The organism is Micromonospora sp. NPDC053740 (genome assembly GCF_040677775.1).
GTDB lineage: Bacteria > Actinomycetota > Actinomycetes > Mycobacteriales > Micromonosporaceae > Micromonospora > Micromonospora alfalfae.
The window spans coordinates 444,469-468,539 of sequence record NZ_JBFASO010000001.1 but is presented as its reverse complement, the minus strand read 5'-3'; the positions used below and the strand labels follow the sequence as shown (position 1 = coordinate 468,539).

At 72.1% G+C, this 24,071-nt stretch carries 18 protein-coding genes; 11 read left to right on the top strand and 7 right to left on the bottom strand.

From position 1 onward, the window contains the following. Positions 1-4: 4 nt before the first annotated feature. From dgoD to AB0K35_RS01995, 7 genes are all read left to right on the top strand, one after another. The gene (dgoD, locus tag AB0K35_RS02025; protein ID WP_238667714.1) at positions 5-1,153 is read left to right on the top strand and encodes a galactonate dehydratase; all 1,149 of its coding nucleotides are present in this window, start codon (positions 5-7) and stop codon (positions 1,151-1,153) included. Between the two features lie 31 nt (positions 1,154-1,184). Then, on the top strand, positions 1,185-2,414 hold the full coding sequence (gene manD / locus AB0K35_RS02020; protein WP_363883066.1) for a D-mannonate dehydratase ManD: 1,230 nt from the start codon (positions 1,185-1,187) through the stop codon (positions 2,412-2,414). Beyond that, a complete protein-coding gene (locus AB0K35_RS02015) occupies positions 2,404-2,994 on the top strand; it encodes a gluconokinase (RefSeq protein WP_238667712.1) in 591 nt (196 codons plus the stop codon). Before manD ends, AB0K35_RS02015 begins: the two co-directional genes overlap by 11 nt. A 17-nt stretch (positions 2,995-3,011) precedes the next feature. Then, positions 3,012-4,757: an ABC transporter ATP-binding protein gene (locus AB0K35_RS02010; RefSeq protein ID WP_363883063.1), complete on the top strand. Its 1,746-nt coding sequence runs from the start codon at positions 3,012-3,014 to the stop codon at positions 4,755-4,757. Continuing rightward, entirely contained in the window at positions 4,754-6,580 is a 1,827-nt protein-coding gene (locus tag AB0K35_RS02005; RefSeq protein ID WP_363883060.1) for an ABC transporter ATP-binding protein, read from the top strand. The genes AB0K35_RS02010 and AB0K35_RS02005 overlap by 4 nt, the downstream gene beginning before the upstream one ends. A gap of 170 nt (positions 6,581-6,750) precedes the next feature. After that, positions 6,751-7,329: a sigma-70 family RNA polymerase sigma factor gene (locus AB0K35_RS02000; protein ID WP_357360091.1), complete on the top strand. Its 579-nt coding sequence runs from the start codon at positions 6,751-6,753 to the stop codon at positions 7,327-7,329. 81 nt (positions 7,330-7,410) lie between these two features. Then, on the top strand, positions 7,411-7,872 hold the full coding sequence (locus AB0K35_RS01995; protein WP_238667708.1) for a hypothetical protein: 462 nt from the start codon (positions 7,411-7,413) through the stop codon (positions 7,870-7,872). 68 nt (positions 7,873-7,940) lie between these two features. Here the strand turns inward: AB0K35_RS01995 and AB0K35_RS01990 are convergent, their stop codons facing one another. Together AB0K35_RS01990 and AB0K35_RS01985 are read right to left on the bottom strand one after the other, a co-directional pair. Beyond that, entirely contained in the window at positions 7,941-13,403 is a 5,463-nt protein-coding gene (locus tag AB0K35_RS01990) for a carboxyl transferase domain-containing protein (protein ID WP_238667707.1), read from the bottom strand. A gap of 215 nt (positions 13,404-13,618) precedes the next feature. Beyond that, on the bottom strand, positions 13,619-13,828 hold the full coding sequence (locus tag AB0K35_RS01985; protein ID WP_363883056.1) for a hypothetical protein: 210 nt from the start codon (positions 13,826-13,828) through the stop codon (positions 13,619-13,621). A 157-nt stretch (positions 13,829-13,985) separates the two neighbouring features. Here AB0K35_RS01985 and AB0K35_RS01980 point away from each other — a divergent pair, with 157 nt between their 5' ends. After that, on the top strand, positions 13,986-15,083 hold the full coding sequence (locus tag AB0K35_RS01980; protein ID WP_363883053.1) for a winged helix DNA-binding domain-containing protein: 1,098 nt from the start codon (positions 13,986-13,988) through the stop codon (positions 15,081-15,083). Between the two features lie 239 nt (positions 15,084-15,322). Continuing rightward, complete coding sequence (locus AB0K35_RS01975) at positions 15,323-16,051, top strand: cellulose binding domain-containing protein (RefSeq protein ID WP_363883050.1); 729 nt, start codon at positions 15,323-15,325, stop codon at positions 16,049-16,051. Between the two features lie 55 nt (positions 16,052-16,106). Here AB0K35_RS01975 and AB0K35_RS01970 read toward each other — a convergent pair whose 3' ends face one another. The 4 genes from AB0K35_RS01970 to AB0K35_RS01955 form a co-directional block, all read right to left on the bottom strand. Beyond that, positions 16,107-16,904: an SAM-dependent methyltransferase gene (locus AB0K35_RS01970; RefSeq protein WP_238667703.1), complete on the bottom strand. Its 798-nt coding sequence runs from the start codon at positions 16,902-16,904 to the stop codon at positions 16,107-16,109. A 129-nt stretch (positions 16,905-17,033) separates the two neighbouring features. After that, a complete protein-coding gene (locus AB0K35_RS01965) occupies positions 17,034-17,690 on the bottom strand; it encodes a response regulator transcription factor (RefSeq protein ID WP_238667702.1) in 657 nt (218 codons plus the stop codon). Then, positions 17,687-18,982 carry a histidine kinase gene (locus AB0K35_RS01960; protein WP_363883047.1) on the bottom strand — a complete coding sequence of 432 codons (1,296 nt, stop codon included), beginning with the start codon at positions 18,980-18,982 and terminating at the stop codon, positions 17,687-17,689. The genes AB0K35_RS01965 and AB0K35_RS01960 overlap by 4 nt, the downstream gene beginning before the upstream one ends. Positions 18,983-19,024: 42 nt before the next feature. Further along, complete coding sequence (locus tag AB0K35_RS01955) at positions 19,025-21,055, bottom strand: serine hydrolase domain-containing protein (protein ID WP_363883044.1); 2,031 nt, start codon at positions 21,053-21,055, stop codon at positions 19,025-19,027. Between the two features lie 249 nt (positions 21,056-21,304). Here AB0K35_RS01955 and AB0K35_RS01950 point away from each other — a divergent pair, with 249 nt between their 5' ends. Then, positions 21,305-22,021, top strand: coding sequence for a hypothetical protein (locus AB0K35_RS01950; RefSeq protein WP_363883041.1), 717 nt, complete (start codon positions 21,305-21,307; stop codon positions 22,019-22,021). Here AB0K35_RS01950 and AB0K35_RS01945 read toward each other — a convergent pair. Continuing rightward, a complete protein-coding gene (locus AB0K35_RS01945) occupies positions 22,018-23,382 on the bottom strand; it encodes a serine/threonine-protein kinase (RefSeq protein WP_363883038.1) in 1,365 nt (454 codons plus the stop codon). The two genes, AB0K35_RS01950 and AB0K35_RS01945, sit on opposite strands and share 4 nt — an antisense overlap. 56 nt (positions 23,383-23,438) lie before the next feature. On the opposite strand from AB0K35_RS01945, the gene AB0K35_RS01940 reads away from it, so the two are divergent. Further along, complete coding sequence (locus AB0K35_RS01940; protein WP_363883035.1) at positions 23,439-23,987, top strand: RNA polymerase sigma factor; 549 nt, start codon at positions 23,439-23,441, stop codon at positions 23,985-23,987. Positions 23,988-24,071 lie beyond the last annotated feature (84 nt).

Sequence of the window (24,071 nt, the reverse complement as noted above, 5' to 3'; positions counted from 1 at the left end):
GGACATGACGACGATCGCGAAGGTGGAGACGTTCCTGGTCGCGCCCCGCTGGCTGTTCGTCCGGATCGAGACGCAGTCCGGCATCGTCGGCTGGGGCGAGGCGACCTGCGAGGGCAGCTCCGAGACCGTGCGCACGGCCGTCCACCAGCTCAGCGAGCTGCTCACCGGACGGGACGCGCTGCGCATCGAGGACCACTGGCAGGTGCTGACCAAGGGGTCCTTCTACCGGGGCGGCCCGATCCTGGCCAGCGCGGTGTCCGGTCTGGACCAGGCGCTCTGGGACATCGCCGGTAAGCACTACGGCGCCCCCGTGCACCAACTCCTCGGCGGGCCGGTCCGGGACCGGATCCGGGTCTACGGCTGGATCGGTGGCGACGAGCCCGCCGAGATCCGCGACCAGATCAGCGCCCGGATCGAGGCGGGCCTGACCGCTGTGAAGATGAACGCGTCCGGGCGGATGGGCGCGCTCGCCTCGGTTGCCGACCTCGACGCGGTGGTGCAGCGGGTGGCCGTCGCCCGCGAGGTCCTCGGCGACGACCGCGACGTCGCTGTCGACTTCCACGGTCGGTTCACACTCGCCAACGTCCGCCGGGTCGCCCCGCTCCTGGAGCCGTACCGGCCGTTCTTCCTGGAAGAACCGGTGGTGCCGGAGAACTCGCACCTGATCGGTGAGGTCGTCCGCTGCACCACCACCCCCATCTCGACGGGGGAGCGGCTCTACAGCCGGCAGGAGTTCCTGCCCGTGCTACAGGCCGGCATCGCCGTGGCTCAGCCGGACCTCGCGCACGCCGGCGGCATCACCGAGGTTCGCAAGATCGCCACGTTGGCCGAGCTGTACGACGTGCAGCTCGCCCCGCACTGCCCGCTCGGGCCGATCGCCCTCGCCGCCTGCCTCCAGGTCGGCTTCGCCACACCCAACTTCCTGATCCAGGAGCAGAGCATCGGCATCCACTACAACCAGGGCGCCGAGGTGCTCGACTACTGCCTCGACCAGACTCCGCTGACCTTCGTCGACGGGTACGTGCAGCGGTTGACCGCGCCCGGTCTCGGTATCGAGATCGACGAACACGCCGTGCGGACCGCTGACAAGCGCGGCCACGCCTGGCGCAGCCCGACCTGGCGGCACCCCGATGGCTCCTACGCGGAGTGGTGAGACCCCGACCGGCGAGAACGAAAGGCACCCCGTGAAGATCGTCGCAGCAGACATCATCGTGACCAGCCCCGACCGGAACTTCGTCACCCTCAAGATCACCACTGATGAGGGCATCACCGGCCTGGGCGACGCCACGCTCAACGGCCGCGAGCTCTCCGTCGCCTCGTACCTGCGTGACCACGTCGCCCCCCTGCTGATGGGGCGGGACCCGCACCGGATCGAGGACACCTGGCAGTTCCTGTACCGGTCGGCGTACTGGCGGCGGGGCCCGGTCACCATGGCGGCCATCGCGGCGGTGGACGTCGCGCTCTGGGACATCTTGGCGAAGGCCGCCGGCATGCCGCTGTACCAACTGCTGGGCGGCGCGTCGCGCACCGGCATCATGGCGTACGGGCACGCGTCGGGGCGCGACATCCCCGAGCTGTTCGACTCGATCCGCCGCCACCTCGACGAGGGCTTCCGGTCGATCCGGGTGCAGACCTCGGTGCCGGGGATCAACGCGGTCTACGGCGTGGCCGCGCAACCCAGTTCCACCGGCCAGCGCTACGACTACGAGCCCGCGCAGCGCACCCCGCTGCCCGCCGAGGAGGACTGGGACACCCGCGCGTACCTGCGCCACCTGCCGTCGGTCTTCGAGGCGGTGCGTGGCGAGTTCGGCCCGGAGCTGCCGCTGCTGCACGACGGTCACCACCGGATGACCCCGATCCAGGCCGCCAAGCTCGGCAAGGCCCTCGAACCGTACGACCTGTTCTGGCTGGAGGACTGCACCCCGGCCGAGAACCAGGAGGCGCTGCGGCTGGTCCGCCAGCACACCACCACCCCGCTGGCGATCGGTGAGGTCTTCAACACGGTCTGGGACTACCAGACCCTGATCCGGGAGCAGCTGATCGACTACGTCCGGTCCGCTGTCACCCACACCGGCGGCATCACCGCCATGCGCAAACTGCTCGACTTCGCCGCCCAGTACCAGATCAAGTCCGGCATCCACGGCCCCACCGACATCTCCCCGGTGGGCATGGCCGCGGCCCTGCACCTGGACCTGGCCATCCACAACTTCGGGATCCAGGAGTACATGAAGCACACCCCGCTGGCCAACGAGGTGTTCCGGCAGTCGTTCACCTTCGCCGACGGCTACCTGCACCCGGGCGACCAGCCGGGGCTCGGGGTGGAGCTCGACGAGGAGGCGGCGGCCCGGTTCCCGTACGAGCCGGCGTACCTGCCGTTCAACCGGCTCAAGGACGGCACGGTCCATGACTGGTGAGCGGCGCGGCGCCCGGCCCACCCGGCACGTCGTGGTGATGGGCGTCTCCGGGGCCGGCAAGACCACTGTGGCGCGTGGGATCGGCGCGGCGACCGGGCTGACGTTCGCCGAGGCGGACGAGTTCCACTCCCCGCAGAACGTGGCGCGGATGCGCTCCGGCGTACCGCTGGACGACGCCACCCGGTGGCCCTGGCTGCGGGACATCGCCGGGTGGATCGCCGATCGCGGCGCGGAGGGCCGCTCGACGGTGCTGGCCTGCTCGGCGTTGAAGCGGTCGTACCGGGACGTGCTCCGTCAGGGCCCGCTCCGGGTGGACTTCGTGCACCTGGACGGGCCGGCGGAGGTCATCCGAGCCCGACTGGCCCGGCGCGAGGGGCACTACATGCCGGCCAGTCTGCTGGAGTCGCAGCTCGCCACGTTGGAGCCGGCCGAGCCGGACGAGTCGGTGCTCGTACTCGATGTCTCGTTGACCCCGGAAGCCCTGGTCGCGGCGGCCGTCAAGGGTCTTGGTCTGCCCGCTCCGGTGCCGGTGGGGGAGCAGCGGGACCGTGCGTCCGATCCCACTTCGGGGGCATGTTAGGTTAGCCTGCCCTAAGCGTGAGTGGAGTCTGTCGCCGTGCCCTCATCGATCCGAGCATGACAGTCGCCGAGACCACCGGTGGGGTGGTGCTCCGTCGCGCGCTGCGTCGGCAGCGCGCCAGGGTGGCCGCCGGCATCGCGCTGCTCTGCACCCACCAGGCCACCGAAGCCCTCGTCCCGGTGGCCATCGGCGTGGTCATCGACAGTGCGGTGGCCACCGGGGATGTCAGCGCCCTGCTGCTCTCGCTGGCCGGCCTGGCCGCCCTGTTCACAGTGCTCGCCTTCGCCTACCGGGCCGGCGCGCGACTGGCGTTCGCCGCCGTCGAACACGAGGCGCACGCCACCCGGGTCGAGATCGTCCGCAGCGCCCTCGACCCGCGTGGACGCCGGTCAGGCATGCGTGACGGCGAACTGCTGTCAGTGACGGCCTCCGACGCCGAGCTGTCCGCGCTCGTCGTACGGGTCGCGGGACTCACCGCCGCGGCGCTCACCGCCATCGTGGTCGCGGCCGTCGCGCTGCTCGTCGTCGACATCCCGCTCGGCCTCGGGGTGCTCATCGGCGTACCCCTGCTGGTCGTCGCCCTCCAGCGGATGGCGCCGCTGCTCACCCGGCGCAGCACGTCGCAGCAGGAGGCGCTCGCCGCCACGACCGCCCTCGCCGTCGACCTCGTCAGCGGCCTGCGCGTGCTGCGCGGCATCGGCGCACAGGACCACGCCGCCCGCCGGTACGCGGGAGCCAGCCGTCACGCGCTCGACGTCACCCTGCGTGCCGCCACCACCAAGGGTCTGCACCTCGGACTCACCACCACTGTCAACGGCCTGTTCCTCGCGACGGTCGCCGGATTCGCCGGTTGGCTCGCGCTACAGGGCCGGCTCACCATCGGCGAGCTCGTCGCCGTGGTCGGGCTGGCCCAGTTCATCGCCGAGCCGGTGCAGACGCTCGGGTACTGCGTCCAGTTGTTCGCCATGGCCCGAGCCTCCGCGGGGCGGGTCGCCCGGGTCCTCGGCGCCGCGCCGGTCGTCCAACCGGGCGACGCCGGGCCGCCCACCCCGACTCCGTTCCGGCTCGCCCTCGACGGCGTCTCGTACGCGGGCCTCGACGACGTCAGCCTGCGCGTCCGCGCCGGTGAGATCCTTGGCGTGCTCGCCTACGACCCGAGCGAGGCCGAGGCGCTGGTCGCGCTGCTGGCCGGTCGGGTGCCCCGCGCGGATCACCGGGGTACGGTCCGCGTCGACGGCGTGCCCGCCGACGAGCTGCACATCGACGCCGCGCGCGCCGTGGTCCTGGTCGAGCAGCATGACGTGGCGCTGTTCGAGGGGACGCTGCGCGCCAACCTCAGCGCCGGGGCCTCCGTCGACGACGAGGTGCTGCGTGCCGCAGTGCGGGCTGCCGCAGCCGAGGACGTGCTCGCCGCGCACCCGCACGGATTCGACCGTCTGCTCACCGAACGCGGGGCGAACCTCTCCGGTGGGCAGCGGCAGCGGATCGGGCTGGCGAGGGCGCTGGTCGCCGACCCGCCGGTGCTGGTGCTGCACAACCCCACCACGGCGATCGACGCGGTGACCGAGGGGTTGCTCGCCACCAGGCTGGCCGAGGCTCGCGGGGCGGGCACCAGTGGCACGGTGCTGATCACTACGAGCCCGGCGCTGCTGCGGATCACCGACCGGGTCACGGTGATCGACCGGGGACGGGTCGTCGTCGAGGGTCCGCACGAGCGGTTGCTCGCCAGCGACGCCCGCTACCGGGAGGAAACCCTGCGATGACGTCCGAGCCGACCACCCGACAGCTGCTGCCGACGGCCACCGGCCGGCAGACCTGGGCCGCCCTCCGTGGCGAGCTGGCGCTCCTGCCGAGGCTCAGCGCCGTCGCCGGCACGTTGCTCATCGCCGCCGCCGCCACCGGGCTGGTCGCCCCCTGGGTCCTCGGACGCCTCGTCGACGACGTCATCGCCGGGACCGACACGCCCCGGGTGATCGCCTGGGCCGCCGTGATCGCGGGCGCGGCAGTGCTCGCCGGGCTCCTCACCGCAGTCGGAGCGGCGGTCGCCGCGCGTCTCGGCGAGACAGTGCTGGCCCGACTCCGGGAGCGGGTCCTCGACCGGGCCCTGCACCTGCCCTCTGCCACCCTGGAGCGAGCCGGGACCGGGGACCTGGTGGCCCGCGCCGGCGACGACGTGGCAGTGGTGACGAACGTGATCGCCACCAGCGGCCCCGCCTTCCTCGGCGCGCTGCTGTCCGTCGTGCTGACCGCTGCGGGGCTCTTCGCCCTCGACTGGCGGCTCGGCATCGCCGGGTTGGTCGCCGCCCCGGCGTACGCGGTGGCGCTGCGCTGGTATCTCAAGCGTTCGGTGCCGTACTACGCCCGCGAGCGGGTGGCGACGGGCGAGCGCGCGCAGGCGACGGCCGAGGCGCTGCGGGGCGCGGCCACGGTGCGCGCCTACCGGATGGAGGACGCCCACGTCGCACGGATCGCCGAGCGCTCCGGCGTCGCCCGCGACCTGTCGCTGGAGATCTTCGGTCTCTACACCCGCTTCGGGCTGCGCATCAACCGCTCCGAGTTCGTGGGGCTCGCCGCCGTGCTGCTCGCCGGCTTCCTGCTGGTCCGCGGTGACCTGGCCACCGTCGGCGCCGCCACCACTGCCGCCCTCTACTTCCACCGCCTCTTCAACCCCATCGGCCTGCTGCTGTTCGAGTCGGACTCGGTGTTGCAGGCCGGGGCCAGCCTGGCCCGACTCGTCGGGGTCACCACCCTGCCGGACACCGCGGCCCCCGCCGGCACCGAGCCCAACCGCCACGACCGGGGCGCACCGGCGGCACTGGAGGTGACCGTCCGGCAGCACCGCTACGACGACGGGCCAGTGGTGCTGCGGGACATCGCCCTGCGTCTCGCCCCCGGGGAGCGCGTCGCCCTGGTCGGCGCGAGCGGCGCGGGCAAGAGCACCCTCGCCGGCATCATCGCCGGCATCATCGCGCCCACCGACGGCGCGGCGACCCTGCGCGGCGTGCCGCTGACACAGCTCGACGAGCACCGCCTCCGCCGCGAGATCGCCCTGATCAGCCAGGAGGTGCACGTCTTCGCCGGGCCGCTCGGCGACGACCTGCGCCTCGCCGACCCGGACGCCACCGACGCCGAGATCGCCGCCGCCCTCGACCTCGTCGGCGCCACCGAGTGGGTGCGGACCCTGCCGGACGGCCTCGCCACAGCGGTGGGGGAGGGTGGGCGGCAGCTCACCTCGGCCCAGGCCCAGCAACTCGCGCTGGCCCGCCTCATCCTCGCCGACCCGGCAGTGGCGGTCCTCGACGAGGCCACCGCCGAGGCGGGCAGCGCTGGCGCACGCGACCTCGACCGCGCCGCCGTGGCGGCCACCGAGGGCCGTACCACGCTGATCGTCGCCCACCGACTCAGTCAGGCCGCCACCGCGGACCGCATCGTCGTCCTCGACCAGGGGCGCGTCGCCGAGCACGGCACGCACGCCGAACTGCTCAGGGCCGGGGGCGGGTACAGCAAGCTGTGGCGCTCGTGGAGCATGCCCGACCCGGTGGTCCCGCGAGAACGTGAGAGCGCGGACCAGCCCGTCCCGCGCTGAGCGGCCCCGGTTCCGGCCACCTCGGACATCCGCGAGATCAGCCGAACCTGGGAACCTCGGGAACTTTTCCGGACCGGCCGGCGACCACCAGAGTGCGCGGCCGACCGGCGGCGTTCCGACGACGGCATCTCGGCATGAAGGAGCGCCCGTGGCACACAGGACGGTGGTCTGTGCGGAACGGCGTCGCTGACGACGAGCAGGTGACCCGGTGGGCGCGGGAAGCGGGCCAGGGTGACCGGCAGGCCGCCACGGCGTTCATCCGGGCGCTACAGGACCAGGTCTGGCGGTTCCTGTCGCACCTGGCCGGGCCGGGAGAGGCCGACGACCTGACCCAGGAGACGTTCCTACGGGCAATTCGCAACCTGCCCGGCTTCGCCGGCCGCTCGTCGGCCCGCACCTGGGTGTTCACCATCGCCCGGCGCGTTGCCGTGGATCACGTCCGGACGGCGGTGGCGCGGCCGAGGCTGGCGTCCGTGCCGGACTGGCAGGCGGCGGCCGAGACCGCCGGTGCGGTCATCCCCGGTGCCGACGAGGGCGTGACCCTGCACCAGTTGATCGCCGGGCTGACCCCGGAGCGCCGTGAGGCGTTCGTCGCCACCCAGGTGCTCGGCCTGTCCTACGCCGAGGCGGCGGACGTCTGCCAGTGCCCGGTCGGCACGATCCGTTCCCGGGTCGCCCGGGCGCGCGAGGATCTCGTCGCCGCCTGGCAGGCCGACACCGACCCGAGCCACGGGCGACGAACCGGCTGAGGCGACCCGAGGGCTGCGGGGGCAACCCCCGCTCGGTCGACAGGATGGACGGGGCGCACCTGGCTTCCTAGGATCACGCCGGTGAACACCGAACCTCTCAACATCGCCGGCGTAGCTGGCCCGATCGTCATCGCCACAAAGGCGTTCTTTGGCCACCCCGCCGTCACCGTCGGCGGAGTGCCGGCCCCCAGGACGGGCAGACATTACGCGTTGCCGACAGTGGACGGTGGTGTCGTCCAGGCCACGGTTCGCACAGTTCTCGCCGACCCTCACCCGACTGTGGAGGTCAACGGTGTGCAGCACCGCACCGGGCCACCCATGCCGATCCTCCTGCGCATCCTGGTTCTGCTGCCGATCCTGCTGTTCACCGTCGGCGGCATCCTGGGCGCGCTGGTCGGGGCATTGGGCGTCTGGGGGAACCTGACGATCGCCCACACCCGGATGGCACCCGCCGTCAAGGCGCTCGCCATGGTCGGCGTCGGTATCGGCACTGTCATCGTCTGGCTCGCCGTCGCCGTCGCGCTGAACGCAGCGCTCAGCTAGACCCCATCCGGACAGCACCACCGGTCGACGACCGGTGGTGCTGTCCTGGTGCGGGCATTGCGGCCGCTCTACCCCAGGCGGGCCTCGATGGTCTCGATGATGCGCGGACGCAGCTCCGCGGCGCGGATGACGGCGTCCACCGAGCCGACCTCGACGGCGCGGTGGATGTTGTGCACCCGGTCGAACTCCGCTGCCACCTCGCTGAGTTTCTCCGCGCGCACCGACGAGCGCAGCTCGTCGAGCTCCGCGGTCAGCGCGGCGCGTTCGGTGCCAGCCGAGGCCGCGGTGCGGGCCTCCAGGTCCCGCACCCGCGGGTCGGCAGCCGTACGAGCGTTGACATCGGCGGAGAACACCACAGCGGCGGCGGGTGCGCCACCGAGCACCGAGGCGAACGAGCCCTCCAGCGCCAGCACCGTCATGTTCGGGTTCAGCGCCTTCGAGAACACCACGAACGCGCCGCCGTGGTAGCGCGAGATCACGCAGAAGACGATGGGCCCCTGGAAGTTCACGATCGCCCGGCCGATCTCGGCGCCGTACTCCAGTTGCAGCTTGCGCATCGACTCCGGTGAGCCGTCGAAGCCGGACAGGTTCGCCAGCACGACGAGCGGCCGGTTGCCGCTGGCCGCGTTGATCGCCCGCGCGGCCTTCTTCGACGAGCGGGGGAACAGCGTGCCCGCCGTGTAGGTGTCCGGGCCGTCGGTGGGTGGGAAGCCGTGCCGGGGCACCGACCGGGACTCGATACCGAGCAGGCAGACCGGGATGCCACCGAGGTGGACGTCCTGCACGACGGCGGTGTCCGCGTCCGCCATGCCGGCCCAGCGCTCCAGCACCGGGTGGTCCTGGTCGGAGAGGGCCCGCATCACCGTACGGATGTCGAACGGCTTCTTGCGGTCCGGGTTTGACTCGACGGAGAAGATCTCCCCGACGGTGGCGAAGGCGCTGCCCGCCACGTCGTGCGGGAAGCTGGAGATGTCGCGGTCGGCCGGGTCGGTGGTGACCGCCCGCCGGGGCGCGTCCTCGCCGGGAGCGACGTACGTGTGGTCGTAGTGCGCCATCACGACGTCCCGTGCGGCCGTCAGGTTCGGCGCCCAGTACTGCGCCTGCCCGTTCGGCCCCATCACCCGGTCGTAGCCGCCGATGCCGAAGTTGTCCTCAGCCGACACGCCACCGGAGAAGTCGAGCGACTGCTTGCCGGTGAGCACCATCGCCGAGTCGGGCGTCATCACCAGGATGCCCTTGGTGTGCATGAGCATCGTCGCCTCGGCGTTCCAGTACGGCTGCGCGCCGACGTTGATGCCCGCGACCACGATGTTGATCTCACCGCCGGCCTGGGTGAACTCGACGATCCGCTTGAGCGCCGCCGCCACCCAGTCCATGTTCTCCGTACCGGAGGTCATCGAGATCCGGGCCCCGGCGGACAGCGCCCACCACTCCAGCGGCACCTGCATCCGCTCGGCCAGGTCCAGTGCGGCGATCACGCGCCGGCACTCCGGCTCCGACAGGGCGCCCAGCGACTTCGTCGGGTCGCCGAGCAGCACCACCCGGGTGACACCCTGGGGGTAGCGCTCGGTCGGCGTCGTGACCACCCCGGCGACGATGGCGGCGCTGTTGCGCCCCTTCGGCCGGTCCACCGGCACCAACACGTGGTCGTCGTCGAGGTCGTGCTCGACGAAGTCGCCGAGCCGACCGGTCAGCTCGTACGGGTACACGGTGTTGCGGCTGCTGGCCCGCAGCACCTTGAGCCGGTACTCGTCGAGCGGCTCGATCGGCTCGACCGGCGGCTCCCCGACGGCCAGTTCGGCGCCGCCCGCGGCGTCGAACGAGATCCGTACGGCAATCTTGGTCAGCTCGCCGGTCCGGCGGTCGCGCTGGCGCGCGATGAACAGGATCTCCTCCAGGCCGGCGCCCGCGGTCGTCGGGCGGACCCGCCCGGCGATCATCTCCATCTCCTCGCGGGTCAGCTCGCTCGGCGGCCACACGTAGACCACGATGCGGTTGGTGTTGAAGCGCGTCTTCGACGGCCGCCGCGACTGGGCGCGGCGGATCGAGTCGAGGCAGGCGGCGATGGCGTCCTCTGTCGTCGGCAGGGCGACCAGGCGGCCGTCCTGCTCGCGAAGCTCGGTCAGGTCACGCACCTGCGCGAACGCGACGAGGCGCTCGTCGGCCCGGTTCTCCCGGGCCACGCACTGGAAGAGGTAGACCTCCTCGTCCGACGACGGCAGCCGGGTCAGGTCGAACTTGTGCAGCCGTTCCAACTGCATCCGCTGCGCGATGTACGGGTGCAGCCCACGGATCAGCCGGTCCTCGGTCAACTGGGCGCCCGACGGGCGGAAGGTGAAGTGGTGGTGCATGACCGCCCCGCCGCGACCCGCGACGGTGGTGGTGACCCGACGGACCTGGGGCGGCAGCGGGTGCGCGGCGATGACCTCGGCCAGCGCGGCCGCCATCGCGTCGAAGTCCTCCGGCTGGTTCTCCCAGCCGAGGTAGATGTCGGCGTCCACGGCGTCCTCGCCGGTGGCCAGCTCGGCCAGCCCGCGCAGGGCGCTGCCCAGCGCGTCGAAGCTGACCGCGGCGGAGACCACGCTCGAGTCGGCGCGCTCGGCGACCACGAACGTGCAGCCCGCGACCTCGCGGGTGCGCACGCTGGTGAGCGACCGGTTGCCGTAGTACCGCCGGGTCAGCACCTCCAACATGACCGCGTTGTCGAGGTGGTCGCGGACGAGTCGCTGGCCGAGCAGCCGGACCAGCGGCTCGGTGCTGCGCACCATCTCGGCGATGCGCTCGGCGCGGTCCGGGGCGTCCGGGTGCGCGTCGAGGTGCCGCAGGTGCCCACGGACCTCGGCGTAGACGCGGGCGCGGTTGCGGCGCAGCAGCGGCTGGGCGAACCAGGCGAACACCACGCCGCGGGCGAGGTCCGCTACCACCGGGAAGCGGACCTGCGTCGCGGCGATCAGCCGCTCCAACGCGAGGCCGGCCGGCTCGCGCAGCGTCTCGTCCGGCGGGGTCTCCCGCAGCCACGCGCGCAGCAGCGCCGCGATGACCTGCGCGTCCGCGGAGGCGCGCTGCTGGGCGAGGAAGATCCGGAAGACGGCGGCTTCGAGGGCCGGGGTGCGGTCCAGGTCGGTGACGCCGTACCGGCCGAGCGCCTTGCCGAGCCTGGTCTGGAAGGCGTCCGGCAGCCCGGCCCGCTCGACGTCGAGGCTCTGCAGGTAGGTGTGGAAGTACTCCCGGGCGCTGTGCACGTGCGCGGCGCCGCCGTCCTCGCCCGTTGGCCGGTTGCGGCTCAGTTCGGCGAGATCGGCGAACACCTCGATGAGGTCGAGTTCGGCGGCCAGGGGCCGCTGACCGGCGTCGGTGGCCGCCCGCCGCGCGCTGAGGTAGTCGTCGAGCACCCGACGGTCGTCGTGCGGGTCGACGTCGAAGCCGAGCAGCAGACCCCGCAGGTCCTCCTGGCCGCGCCTGCTGCGCTGGTACGCCGGGATGTCCGCGTCGGCGGTGGGCAGGTCCAGTTCGACGGTCTCGGTGCTCGGGTCGTCGGCGGCCTCCTCCGCGTCGTCCGCGAGCGGCTCCAGGCGCAGCAGCGGCGCACCCGCCTCCACCTGGCTGCCCACCGACACGGCGCACTCCTTGAGTCGCGCCTTGAACGGCGCCCGCAGCACCGTCTCCATCTTCATCGCTTCCAGCACCAGCACCGGCGCGCCCGCCTCGACCTCCGCGCCGACCTCCAGCGGCGTGGCGACGACCAGCGCGGGCATCGGGGAGCGCAGGACGCCACCCTCGTCCCGGCTGACGCGGTGGGTCACACCGTCCACCTCGACCAGGTGGGTCGGCCCGTACGTGCCGGTGAGCAGGCGGTAGCGGATGCCGTTGACGACGATCTGACCGGTGTGCCGGTCGAAGCGGTCGAGCTCGACGTCGGCGGTGCGCACCACCGGTCCGGCTTCGATGCCGACCCGGAACCGGTGCGCGCCGACCCGCGCCACCCGGGTGCGGTAGCCGACGCCGCGTAGCTTGAGGTCCAACGGTCGGCCGCTGGCGTGCTGCACCTGTGGGCGTCCGCCGGCCGCCGTCGACAGCAGCCGCTGCCGTTCGACGCGCTCCTCCTCCTCGTACGCCTCGATGGCGGCGGCGGCCAGGGCGACAGCGGAGTGGCGGTGGGTGACGAGGCGGCCCTCGCCGCGGACGCGGTCGATCCAGCCGGTGTCCGCGCTGGCGTCGATCACCTCGGGCTGGTCGAGCAGGTCGAGCACGAAGCTCTTGTTCGTCGCCCCACCTTCGATGATCACGGTGGTGTTCGCCATGGCCCGGCGCAGCTTGCCGAGCGCCTCGTCGCGGTCCCGGCCGTACGCGATGATCTTCGCGATCATCGAGTCGAAGTCGGCCGGGATGGTGTCACCCTCGCTGACGCCGGTGTCCACCCGGATGCCGGGGCCGCTGGGCAGGTCCAGCCGGGCGATGCGCCCGGGGGACGGGGCGAAGTCGCGGTCGGGGTCCTCGGCGTTGAGCCGCGCCTCGATGGCGTGCCCGCGCTCGGCCGGGGGCGCACCTTCGAGTCGCCCGCCGGAGGCGACGTGCAGCTGGGCCTTGACCAGGTCGAACCCGGTGGTCAGCTCGGTGATCGGGTGCTCGACCTGGAGGCGGGTGTTGACCTCGAGGAACGCGAACAACCGGTCCCCGGGGTGGTAGAGGAACTCGACGGTCGCCGCGCCTCGGTATCCGACAGCCACTGCCAGCCGTTCGGCAGACGTCTTCAGCTCGGCGGCCTGTGCCGGGTCGAGCACCGGTGACGCCGACTCCTCGATGACCTTCTGGTTGCGTCGTTGCACCGAGCAGTCGCGGACGCCGAGCGCCCACGCGGTGCCCTGCCCGTCGGCGATCACCTGGACCTCGACGTGCCGAGCCCCGGTGACCAGGCGCTCCAGGAACACGATGCCGCTGCCGAACGCCCGTGCCGCCTCCTGGCTGGTGCGCTCGTACGCGTCGACCAGCTCGGCCTCGTTCCTGATCACGCGGATGCCGCGCCCGCCGCCGCCCGCTGTCGCCTTGAGCATCAGCGGGTAGCCGACCTCGGCCGCCGAGGCACGTGCGGCGTCCAGGGTCTCGACGGCGCCGCGGCTCCACGGCGCGACCGGCACGCCGACCTTCTCGGCGATCAGCTTCGAGCCGATCTTGTCGCCGAGTTGGCGCATGGCGTCCGCGCTCGGCCCGACGAAGGTGACGCCGATCTTCTCGCACAGCTCGGCGAACGCCGGATCCTCGGCGACGAAACCCCAGCCGACCCACGCGGCGTCGGCTCCGGTCTCGGTCAGGGCGCGCTCCAGCACCGCCAGGTTGAGGTACGGGCGAGCGGACGCCGGGCCGAGATCGTAGGCGATGTCCGCTTCGCGGACGAACGTGGCGTTGCGGTCGACATCGGTGTAGAGAGCCACGGTTTCGAGCTGGATGCCGGTCTCCGCGGCCAGCTCGCGGACCGCGTGGATGAGCCGCATGGCGGCTTCACCACGGTTGACGATGGCGACACGGTTGAACACCCGAAGAACCCCTTAGCTAGACCTCGACCTGCGTGCCGAGAGACGACGGCTCCCAGCAGTGATCACCTTTCCGGCTGGCGGCGGCCAGCGCTATGGCGCAACCACCGAACCCACCGTCCCTCAGTTGTAGGAAGTGCACAAAACTTTTTGGCACCCCCGGGGACGCGGGACCCGATCTGTCCGCTCCGGCAGTTGATCAAGACGGTGCGGGCGGTTCACGTCCGCAGCCTCCCGTGTTCACCCCCGGGCGATCGGCTGACCAGGAAGATCATCGCCGGCCCGGCCGGCTCGACCACCCCGGCCCAGGCCAGGAACGCGCCAGTCGAGGAGCGGCAACGAGGGCACCGCACCTCGTACGCCCACGTCTGGCGCTGCTGCTCGCCGCGGGACTCACCGCGCTCGTCACGCCGGGCGGCGTCGCCCACGCCGCGACCGCCACGGTACCCGCGACGGGCACCCCGATCACCATCACCTCGATCGAGCAGCTCGCCGCGGGCGCCGCCGTGAACCTCGACGGCGGCGGGTCGAGCGCCCAGACTGTCGGCCCCGGGTCGGATAATCGCGCCGGCCGAAAGGGACCTGATGACCATCCTCGACACCCGGGCGCTCAACCGCGCGACGCTCGCCCGGCAACTGCTGCTCGACCGCGCCGACCTGCCGGCGCTCGACGCCGTCGCCCACCTCGGTGGCCTACAGGCCCAGGAGCCGCAGGAGCCGTTCATCGGGCTGTGGTCGCGGCTGCGCGCGTTCGACCCGACAGTGCTCTCCACCCTGCTGACCCAGCGACACGTGGTGCGTACCCACCTCATGCGCCGCACCGTCCACCTGCTCGTCGCCGACGACGTCGTGGCCTGGCGCACCCGTCACGACGCCATGCTGCGCCAACGCGTGCTCGGGGTCTACCGCGGCGAGCTCGACGGGGTGGACCTCGACGAACTCGCCGCTGCCGCGCGGGCGGTGGTGACCGACGGTGAGCCCCGCTCGATGCCCGAAATCGGGCGGGCGCTCGGCGAGCGTTGGCCGACACCGGGGCCGCGGGTGCTGGGCGAGATCGCTGTCGCGCTGCTCCCGATGACACAGGTGCCGCCACGCGGGATGTGGCGGGCGAAGGGAGGCGCGCGCTACGTCCTGCTCTCCGCGTGGCTCGACCGGGAGATCGCCCCGCCGGCCGGGGCCGGAGCCGATCCGGTCGGCCAGCTGCTCGTCCGTCGCTATCTGGCCGCGTTCGGCCCGGCGGCCACTGCCGACCTGCGGGCCTGGTGCGGCCTCGCCGGCCTCCCGGCTGCAGTGACCGCAATGCGAGACGAGTTGGTGACCTTCCGTGACGAGCGTGGTCGGACGCTGATCGACCTCCCCGACGCGCCGCGCCCCGACCCGGAGACGCCCGCCCCGGTGCGCTTCCTGCCGGCGTTCGACAACGCGATCCTCGGCTACGACGACCGCAGCCGGATCATCGACGACGCCCACCGTAACCTCTCGGTGGCCGGCGAGCGGGTGGTGCTCGTCGACGGACGGGTCGCGGCGACCTGGCGCGTCGAGTCGGGCACTGTGACAGTCGACCCACTACACGGCTTCTCCCGAGCTGACCGGGCCGCCGTGACCGAGCAGGGGCAGGCCCTGGCGTCCTTCCTCTCCGACGACGAGAGCGACCGGGTGCGGGTCGGTTCGTTCCCCCTGTGACAGGCCGCCTGATGCCGTAGACCGACGTGATGGTGCGTGCTTGCATCGATGTTCGTCGACTGCGATGCTGTGGTCGGTCGTGCTCGGGAGCCAGCGCGCACCACACCTTCTCCGGTCCACGGGGCGCACGCGGTGGTCACGTCACCCGTGCCGGGCAGTCCTCGTCGGTGACCGGAAACCCGAGCGCGGCACCATCCACCACCTCGGTGATCGGTGCCCGGTCCCCACCGGAGGTACCGATGCTTCGCATGTTCCTCGCCGTTACGACAGTGACGCTCGCCGTCTGGGGCGGGGCGAGCGGCACCACAGAGTCGACGCCCCCGCCGCCGGCCACACCACTGCCCTCGCCCACGATCGCCTGCCCACCGGCCCTGCCGATCAGCGCCAGCGTCACCGGTGCCACCACCACGAGCCTGACCATCTCGTACGTCATCTTCTTCCGCCCGCCCTGCGGCTACGACCCGCCGATGACAGTCAGCCTCTTCAGCAGCCGGGAGGACGCCCAACAGTGGCGGGCGGCTGTCGCCGAGGTTGTCTCCGGGCCGGAGCGCAACGGCTCGGTCACCATCGACCGGCTGGCTCCCGACACGGAGTACTGGTACCGGTTCACCGACGTCGACGGTCGACGCGACCCGTACGTGATCGCCTCGGCCCGGACCGCCTCACTGACCTCGTGCCGCGCAACGGCCACTGTCGACGCCCGCTGGGGCAGCGGCTTCGTCGCGACGGTCACGGTCCGCAACACCGGGACGCTGCCGCTGGACCAGTGGCGCGTCTCCTGGCGGTGGTCCGGTGACGAGCAGGTCCAGACGGCCTGGGGTGGGGTGGCCGAGACCGCAGGGGCCGATGTCACAGTTCGCAACGCCTCCTACAACGGGACGCTGGCGCTGGACGGGGCTACCACGTTCGGTCTGCTCGTGACGACCAGCGCGGTGCCCGACGGCCTGACCCTGACCTGCGCGCGGTGAACGACGTCCGCCCCGCTCCGGCGCGATGGCGGGAGCGGGGCGGACGTCGTCTCGATCAGGGCTTGCGGGCCACCGCGCCGTAGGCGTCGATCCCGACGGCGTCGGGATCCTCCGGTCGCCACAGCGGGATCGGCACCAGGCCCGGCTCCACCATCGTCAACCCGTCGAAGCAGCTCTCCAACTCCTCCGGGCTGCGCAGGATGTACGGGGCCCCGCCGCTCTGCGCCAGCCGCTCGGCGCCGGAGACCACCGCCGGGCTGGTGTTGGTGCCGTCCCAGAGCACCAGGTGTGAGCCGGACGGCACCGCGTCCATGGTGCGCCCGACGATCGAGCGCACCACGTCCAGGTCGGGCTCGTAGCCCATCACGCCCATGTACATCACGGCGATGGGCTGGTCGAAGTCGAGCGTCTGCGCCGCCTCGGCGAGGATCTTCTCCGGGTCGTGGTAGTCGGCCGGTACGTAGGTGGTGACACCCTCCGACGTCGTGCTGGCCAGCAGCGCCCGTGCGTGCACCAGCACCATCGGGTCGTTGTCCACGTAGACGATCCGCGAGTCGGGTGCGATGCCCTGGGCGACCGCGTGCGTGTTCTGCATGCTGGGCAGGCCGGTGCCGATGTCCAGGAACTGCCGGATGCCCGCCTCGGCCGCGAGGTGACGCACGGCTCGCACCAGGAACACGCGCGACTGCTGCGCCATGAGGACGATCTCCGGGTAGACCTCGGCGACAGCGTCGCCGGCCGCCCGGTCGGACTGGAAGTTGTCCTTGCCGCCCATCCAGTAGTTCCAGATCCGTGCCGCGTGCGGCACGTCGGGCTGAAGCTTCGCGGCGAGTTCGGGGTCCGGGCCGGCCATGCCTGGCTCCTATCGAGGGGTCGTCAGCTGGGGGTCACCACAGCGGTACGCCCGGGATCGTACTCCGGCAATGTCCACTCTCGACCGGCGGTGGACCCACCGCCGCCGGGCACGGGATCACTGTCGCTGTCACCGGTGGACCACCCCGTTCTGGTACGCCCACACGACGGTCTGCAGCCGATCCCGCGCGCCGATCTTCGCCATGGCGCGACCGAGGTGCGACTTGACGGTGCTGGTCTCGATGAAGAGCCGCTCAGCGATCTCGACGTTGGACAGGCCTTGCGCGAGCAACTCCACGATCTCGGTTTCCCGCGCGGTCAGCTGGTGCGCCGCCGCCGCGTCCGAGCGGGGAGCGGGCGTACGCCTGGCGAATTCCGAGATCACCCGGCGGGTGACGGCCTGGTCGACGAGCCCGTACCCACTGGCGAGGCGACGGATCGCCTCGATCAGCTCCTCGGGCTCACAGTCCTTGAGGATGAACCCGCTGGCACCGGACTCCAATGCGCCGAAGACGTACTCGTCGAGGTCGAAGGTCGTCACGACCAGCACCGCCGGTGGCGTACCTGTCGCCTCGGCGACGATCTGCCGGGTCGCGGTGATCCCGTCGCCGTGCGGCATCCGGACGTCCATGCAGATGACGTCCGGTTGCAGCCGGCGGGCCAGCTCGACGGCGGCGGACCCGTTCGACGCCTCCGCCACGACCTCGATCTCGCCGGACTGCTCCAGGATGACGCGGAAGCCGGCGCGGACGACGGCCTGGTCGTCGACGAGCATCACTCTGATCATGCGGGGGCCTCTTCCTTCGACCGGGATCTGGCGGGACCGTTCGTCGGGAGGGTCGCGGCGACCGACCAGCCGCCGGTCGCCGTCGGGCCGGCGGTGAACGTCGCCCCGATCAGCTGGGCGCGTTCACGCATGCCCACCAGTCCGACGCCACCGGTCCGTGCCGCCGGTACGCGTCGCGGCGCGGCGGGTTCGTTCACCACCTCCAGTGACACCGAGCGGGGCTCGAAGCGGAGCACCACCCGCGCCGCAGCGCCGGGGGCGTGCTGGCGGGCGTTGCTGAGCGACTCCTGCGCGATCCGGTAGAGCGCGACGTCGGCGATCGGCGGCACCTCGCGCTGCTCGCCCTCCTGGACGAACTCCACCGGGCCGGCGAGGCTGCCCGCCGTGCGGACGAGGTCGTCGAGCATGCCCAGCCCCGGCACCGGGGCGGCGCCGTCACCGCCCTCGTACCCCGGCCTGCCGCGCAGCACGCCGACCACCAGCCGCAGGTTGTCCAGGGTCTCCTTGCCCTGGCTACGGATCCAGGCCACACCGGCCTTCGCGGCCGTCGGGTCCCGGTCGATCAGTCGCTCGACCGCCGCCGCCTGCACGACCATGCCGGAGAGGTGGTGCGCCGCCACGTCGTGCAACTCCCGGGCCATTCGAGAACGCTCCGCGCCGATCGCCGCCTGGACCTTCGTGTGCTGTTCCCGGATCGCCTCGTCCGCCCGCACCCGGACCAACTCCACGTAGCGCCGGTAGGTGGCCACGTAGCCGCCGACGAACGTCGCGCTGGCGTAGGTCAGGGCGCTCGCCGAGACGTACGCGACGGCAGTCAGCAGATCCGGGATCACCACGACGGCCGCCCCGATCGACTCCACCAGCACGACAGCGCTGACGGCCAGCAGCGCACGGCGGACGGGCAGCAACGACCCGACGGTGTACGCCACGACGAACGGTGCGAGACCCCGGATTGTCGCCTCGGGCAGGGAGAAGCCGATGATGGGCAGTTGGAGGCCGACGATGAGCGCGAGGCAGAGCAGCGGCCGGACCCGACGCAGGCACAGCAGCATCGCCTGTGCGCAGCAGATGGCGACGAGCAGCCAGGCCCGCGTCGGGTCGAAAGACACCCCGTCCTCCGGTGCCACGAACCGGAAGAGCACGGTGAACAGGACGAACGTCAGGACGGTCAGCGCCGCGGCAAGCAGGCAGTCCCGGGGGAACACTCCGGTCACCCCGATCCGGGTGAGCCGTCCGTCGAGCCACTTCGTCAGCCGCGGTGTGCCGGGTTCGGTGTCGGCGTGGTCCCTCATGCGGTGCGCATCCTTGCTCCGGATCGTCCCGGGTCGGGCGGGTCAGTAGGAGATGCTAGGCGCGAGCAGGTGGAACTCCACGGCGAACCAGCCCGCGCCGGCGAGGGCGAACAGGATCAGAGCACTGCCGGTGATCCGCCGCCAGCCGATGTGGCGTCGCACGTCGTCGACGAGTCGGACCGCGGCGGGCAGTACTCCGAGCAGACCGACCAGTTGCAGCACCTGAATGGTGCGCAGGACGGGCCCGGGAACGTCCTGGAGGCTCATGATGCTGCCGATGCTCAGCACCCAACCGGCGAACGCGAGCAGCGTGCCGGCGACGGCGAGGCGGCTCAGGATCCGCGCGGTGCGCCCCGCCCGCTCCCGGGGGGCGCGGCCGAGCCGACGGCGGACGATCGCGCCGACCGGCCAGGACAGGACGGTGAGCAGCAGCACGACTGTGGACAGTGCCAGCACCGGTACGGCCACTGTGGAGGCGCGGGCCGGCTCGACGGGCAGCAACGCGAACGCGGAGTCGAAGCTGATCGCCTCGACCCGGTCCTCGGTGGCCCGCATGGCGATCGTGCGCTGCCCGCCGACCTCGCGCCAGACCCAGGGCGCCACCTCCTCGTAGCGGGCGGGGGAGTCCGACAGCGGGCCCGGCTCCACCAGCAACCGGTTTCCATCGGTGACGCTGACAGTCGTCCGACCGACCAGGCCGATCACGGTCAGGAAGTTGCTCCGGATCGCTCGCGAGGACTCGTACGTGCCGGCGGCGAGCGCGGCGTGCCTGGCGGTGGTCGCCGGGTCCACACCGACGGTCGGCTGGTCACTGGGGGCGGGGAAGTAGCGGTCGGCGAAGCCGTTCACGATCGACTCGCGAAGCTCGTGACTGTCCAGGGGGCCGGTGCCGTTGCTGTTGAGGGACAGGAAGATGCCGGCCCGGTCGTCGGGGTAGATCTGCAGGTGCGAGTGGAAGTACTTGGTGTCGCCGCCGTGGCCGAGGATCCGATGACCGTTGCGGTCCTCGGTGAAGAAACCGAGGGTCATCCGGGGCCCGTCGGCCAGCGTGCCCAGCGACGTCGCGTCGAGTACCGGCCGCTGCATCAGCTCGCGGGTCGGTTGGTCCAGCAAGGGCGCGAAGCCCACCGGTTCGCCGAGCTGGGCGAGCATGAATCGCCCCATGTCGGTCGCCGGGGCGCTCAACGCACCGGGCGGGGGCGTGCCGACGATCTCGAACGGCGCGGCGGGCCCGGCGGAGGTGTCGTACCCGTTGGACATCCGGTCGCGCAGCGCCTCCGGGAGGGGCTGCTCGAAGGTCGACGACGGCATGCCCGCGCGGTCCAGGATGTTGCGTTGGACGTACTCCTCGAAGCGCGTCCCGCTGACGCGTTCGACGATGTAGCCGGCGAGCGCGTTGCTGTAGTTCGAGTAGGCGGGGACCGTGCCGGGCTGGTAGATCTGCTCCGGTGGGTCGGTCATCAGCGCCCTCCGCAGGTTGAGATCGCCGCCGTCGGTGCCGATGAGGCCGGCGATGCGCTCCTCGAAGCCGGCGGTGTGCGTGAGCAGGTGCCGCAGTGTGACGGCCCGCTCATAGCGGAGGGGCAGTTCGAAGTCGAGGTACGCCTTGACGTCGGCGTCGAGGTCGAGCTTCCCGCTCTGCACGAGTTGCAGCACCGCGGTGGCGGTGACGAGCTTCGACACCGAGCCCATCCGGAACAGATGCCGGTCCGGGTCGACAGGCACGGCCCCGTTGCCGCCGGTGCCGGTGTCGGCGTACCCGTACCCCCGGGATGTGAGGATCTTGCCGTTGTTCACGACGGCGACGGTGGCTCCCGCGATGCCGGTGCGGTCGAGCGCGGCTGGCAGCAGGCCGTCGAGCCAGGCGTTGACGTCGGAGTCGGTCAGGGCGGAACCCGTCCCGCTCGCGGGTGCCGCCGGAGCGTCGATGTGCGGTGCGGGGTCGTGCTGGGGCGCGCCGCAGCCGGCGGCGCCCACGGCGATGACGACAGCGGTCGCCAGCACCGCGCCGAGCCGGACGACAGGCCGGGCGGGTCGGGGTGTACCGGGGGCGAGAAGGGAGAGAGAGCGCATCGTCTGCCAGTGCCTTTCCTGGCGAACGGGTGTCCGGAGCAAATCCGTACGGCGTCACCCGATGCCTTGGGACAAGCCTGTTCGAGTGATCGCCCCGAGCCATCTGGCGCGAGACGGCAATGCGCTTACGACTTGAGGAGGAGGGCGGGTGCGCCGATGGTGGGCAGAGGTGCCGCTCCGGTCGCGTGAACCACCGCCCGTACCGGTGCATCAAACCCTGTGACAGACCCCGCGGAGGAAGGACCACCCATGCGCGGCAACCTGCTCGTCGGTGCGATGCTCACCCTTACGTTCGTCGCCGGTTGCACGTCACCTCTGAAACGGGTCGGCGGCGACGCCGCGCCTGCCGGCTCTCCGTCCACCAGCGCGAGCCCGCCGAACCCGTCGGCGTCGAGCGCTCCGACGACCGGCAGCGCCGGTCCGAGTACTCCGACCACCCGCAGCGCCACCCCGGGCGCCCCGGCCAACCGCACCTCCCGGCCGGCCGCTGCGGTGAGCGAGATCAGGCGGACCGACTGGCCGAATGCGGTGATCCGCAGTCTGAGGTTCTGCGGTGAGTCCGACGACTCGGTGGTGTTCCGCAACGGGTCCAACGGTCTCGACGTGCCCTGCCGAATCCTGCCGGGTGGCGCCCGGCCGGTGTACGCCGACTTCCTCCCCGAGGAGCCGGCGAATTCGCCGTCGACCGAGGACGCGCTCGTCCTCGTCGAACTGGGCAACTCCGGCGCCGCGCGGCGGCAGGCCCTCGTGCCGGTTCAGCTCGACTACACCGGCCGGGTGCGGTGGGCGCGGCCGGTCATTCTGGGGGACACTCCCAGTCCGAGTGGCGACCGGGTCATGACGTTCGTCTCGTATCGCGTCGTGCGGGACAACGCCGTGCAGGCCACCGTCCGCAAGCTCGATGGCGGCACCGAGACACGTCGGTGGCGCACTGTCGACTACGCCGGGAACTGGGAACGGTACTAGCGTTGTTCGACCATCGAGCCGTTCACCCGCAGCGTGCCGAGGATCTCGTCGGTCCGGTCGACGCCGTCGGTCTGCTTGACCTGGACGTACACGCCGAAGGTGCCGGCGGCCGCAACAAGCGTGACCTCGCTGAACGCCGTCTGCGCGCCACCGCATCGCGCCCAGTGCCGGACGGTCCCACTGAACTCGGCGACGGTGACCGCCCGGCCGGCGGCGGGTGCGCACCCGCCGTGATCGGGCAGCGCCGGCTGCTCCGCTCCGCGCAGACCGGGGCTCACTCCCACGAAGACCCCCGGTGTCGCGCTGTCGACATCGGACCACTCGGTGAGGTCGGCCCCGACGAGCAGACCGGGGCCGCGCCCGTCGGGGAGGCCGATCACCGTCGGATCCCAGCCGCCGTCGCGCAGTTGCCGTGCCCAGTCGTCGGGAACGGCCACCGAGACAGCGCCGGTCGAGTCACCCACCCGGGTCCAACCGTGCGGCGCGGTGGCGGCGGTGGCGGACCCGGCCATGACCAGCGTCGCGGTCACCGTGCCGATGGCGGCGAGGAACCGGCGGATGCGCCGCGGCCGCGGGCGGGCCGCCAGCTGCCGGCTGGCGAGCAGACCCTCCAAAGCGGCGGCGTACGCGGCCGCTGTGGGCCAGCGGCGGTCCGGATCGCGATGCAGCGCCCGGCGGACGGCGCGCTCGACGGCGGCGGGTACGCGGGGTGCCGCCGCCACCGGCTGCCCGGGCGGCGAGCCGGTCAACATGTGCTGCGTCAGCGCGCCGATCGCATAGACGTCGGCGCGCACGTCGATCCCTCCGCCGGGGACGAGCTGCTCGGGCGCCATGTAGGCGGGTGTGCCGGCCACCACAGTGAACCCGGACGCGTGCGCGAGAGTCTTGGCGAGCCCCAGGTCGGCGACCAACACCCGGTCCCCCGCCGGGGTGGGGTCGAACAGCACATTGGACGGCTTCAGGTCGCGGTGCAGCACACCGCTGTCGTGCAGCACCGCCACCGCCCTGGCGATGTCGGCGGCGATCCGCAGCGCCGCGCGCACCGGCATCGGCCCGCCGCCCAGCCGGTCGGCGAGCGTACCGCCGGCGGCGTACGTCATCACCAGGTACGGCCGGCCGTCGGGCAGCTCACCGATGTCCAACACCCGGACCAGGTGATCGGAGTCGACCTGCCGCATGAACCGGGCCTCCTGGCGAAAGCGCCCCCGGATGTCGGCCCGCTGGGACCAGTTGTCGGCGAGCACCTTCACGGCCACCGGCGAGTGCAGCTCGTCGTCGTACGCCAGCCACACGGTGGCGAACGCGCCGGCGCCGACGGGGCGCGCGATGCGGTACCGGCCGACCTGCGGCGGGATGGACACGATCGTATTATCCGGCGACCGGGACTCCGGTGACGCCCACGAGCGGGGGAGCGCGGGTGGCGAAGGAATCTGACACCGAGGAGTTGGCGAGGCGGGCGGCGGCCGGCGACAGCACCGCACTTGACGCGCTGCTGGCCGCGATCGGTCCACGGGTGCTGGAGCAGTGCGGGCGGTTCCTGCCCTGTCGGCAGGACGCGGAGGAGGCGGCGCAGGACGCGTTGTTGCAGGTGGCCCGGCACATCCAACGGTTCGAGGGACGGTCGCTCTTCTCCACCTGGTTGCACACGGTGGTCGCCAACTGCGCCCGCCAGACCTACCGGTCACTGCGGCGACGGGCGGCCGAGCGGCCCAGCGCGCTGCTGCCCGTCGAGGTGGCCGACCCCCGCACCACGAGCGTCATCGCCGGATCGCGCCTCGACCTGCTGGACGCGTTGGACCGGCTGGAGGCGCACCGGCCGGACCTGGCGACGGCCCTCGTGCTGCGCGACCTGTGTCAGCTCGACTATCAGGAGATCGCCGGGCAGTTGGGCATTCCGATCGGCACGCTGAAGTCCCGGATCCATCACGCCCGTCGGTACGTCAGGGAGGCGTTGGGGGGTAGTTGAGCGATGCGTACGCCGATCCGTGGGTTTGCCCCCGATCGGGGGACATCGTTTGACATGTACGCCCAACGCATCTTTGATGGTCGA

What these genes read in the sequence shown, in the direction of transcription:
- dgoD (WP_238667714.1), top strand. Translation starts at nt 5, where the DNA reads ATGACGACGATCGCGAAGGTGGAGACGTTCCTGGTCGCGCCCCGCTGG.
- AB0K35_RS02015 (WP_238667712.1), top strand. Translation starts at nt 2,404, where the DNA reads ATGACTGGTGAGCGGCGCGGCGCCCGGCCCACCCGGCACGTCGTGGTG.
- AB0K35_RS02005 (WP_363883060.1), top strand. Translation starts at nt 4,754, where the DNA reads ATGACGTCCGAGCCGACCACCCGACAGCTGCTGCCGACGGCCACCGGC.
- AB0K35_RS01980 (WP_363883053.1), top strand. Translation starts at nt 13,986, where the DNA reads ATGACCATCCTCGACACCCGGGCGCTCAACCGCGCGACGCTCGCCCGG.
- AB0K35_RS01975 (WP_363883050.1), top strand. Translation starts at nt 15,323, where the DNA reads ATGCTTCGCATGTTCCTCGCCGTTACGACAGTGACGCTCGCCGTCTGG.
- AB0K35_RS01970 (WP_238667703.1), bottom strand. Translation starts at nt 16,904, where the DNA reads ATGGCCGGCCCGGACCCCGAACTCGCCGCGAAGCTTCAGCCCGACGTG.
- AB0K35_RS01965 (WP_238667702.1), bottom strand. Translation starts at nt 17,690, where the DNA reads ATGATCAGAGTGATGCTCGTCGACGACCAGGCCGTCGTCCGCGCCGGC.
- AB0K35_RS01960 (WP_363883047.1), bottom strand. Translation starts at nt 18,982, where the DNA reads ATGAGGGACCACGCCGACACCGAACCCGGCACACCGCGGCTGACGAAG.
- AB0K35_RS01955 (WP_363883044.1), bottom strand. Translation starts at nt 21,055, where the DNA reads ATGCGCTCTCTCTCCCTTCTCGCCCCCGGTACACCCCGACCCGCCCGG.
- AB0K35_RS01950 (WP_363883041.1), top strand. Translation starts at nt 21,305, where the DNA reads ATGCGCGGCAACCTGCTCGTCGGTGCGATGCTCACCCTTACGTTCGTC.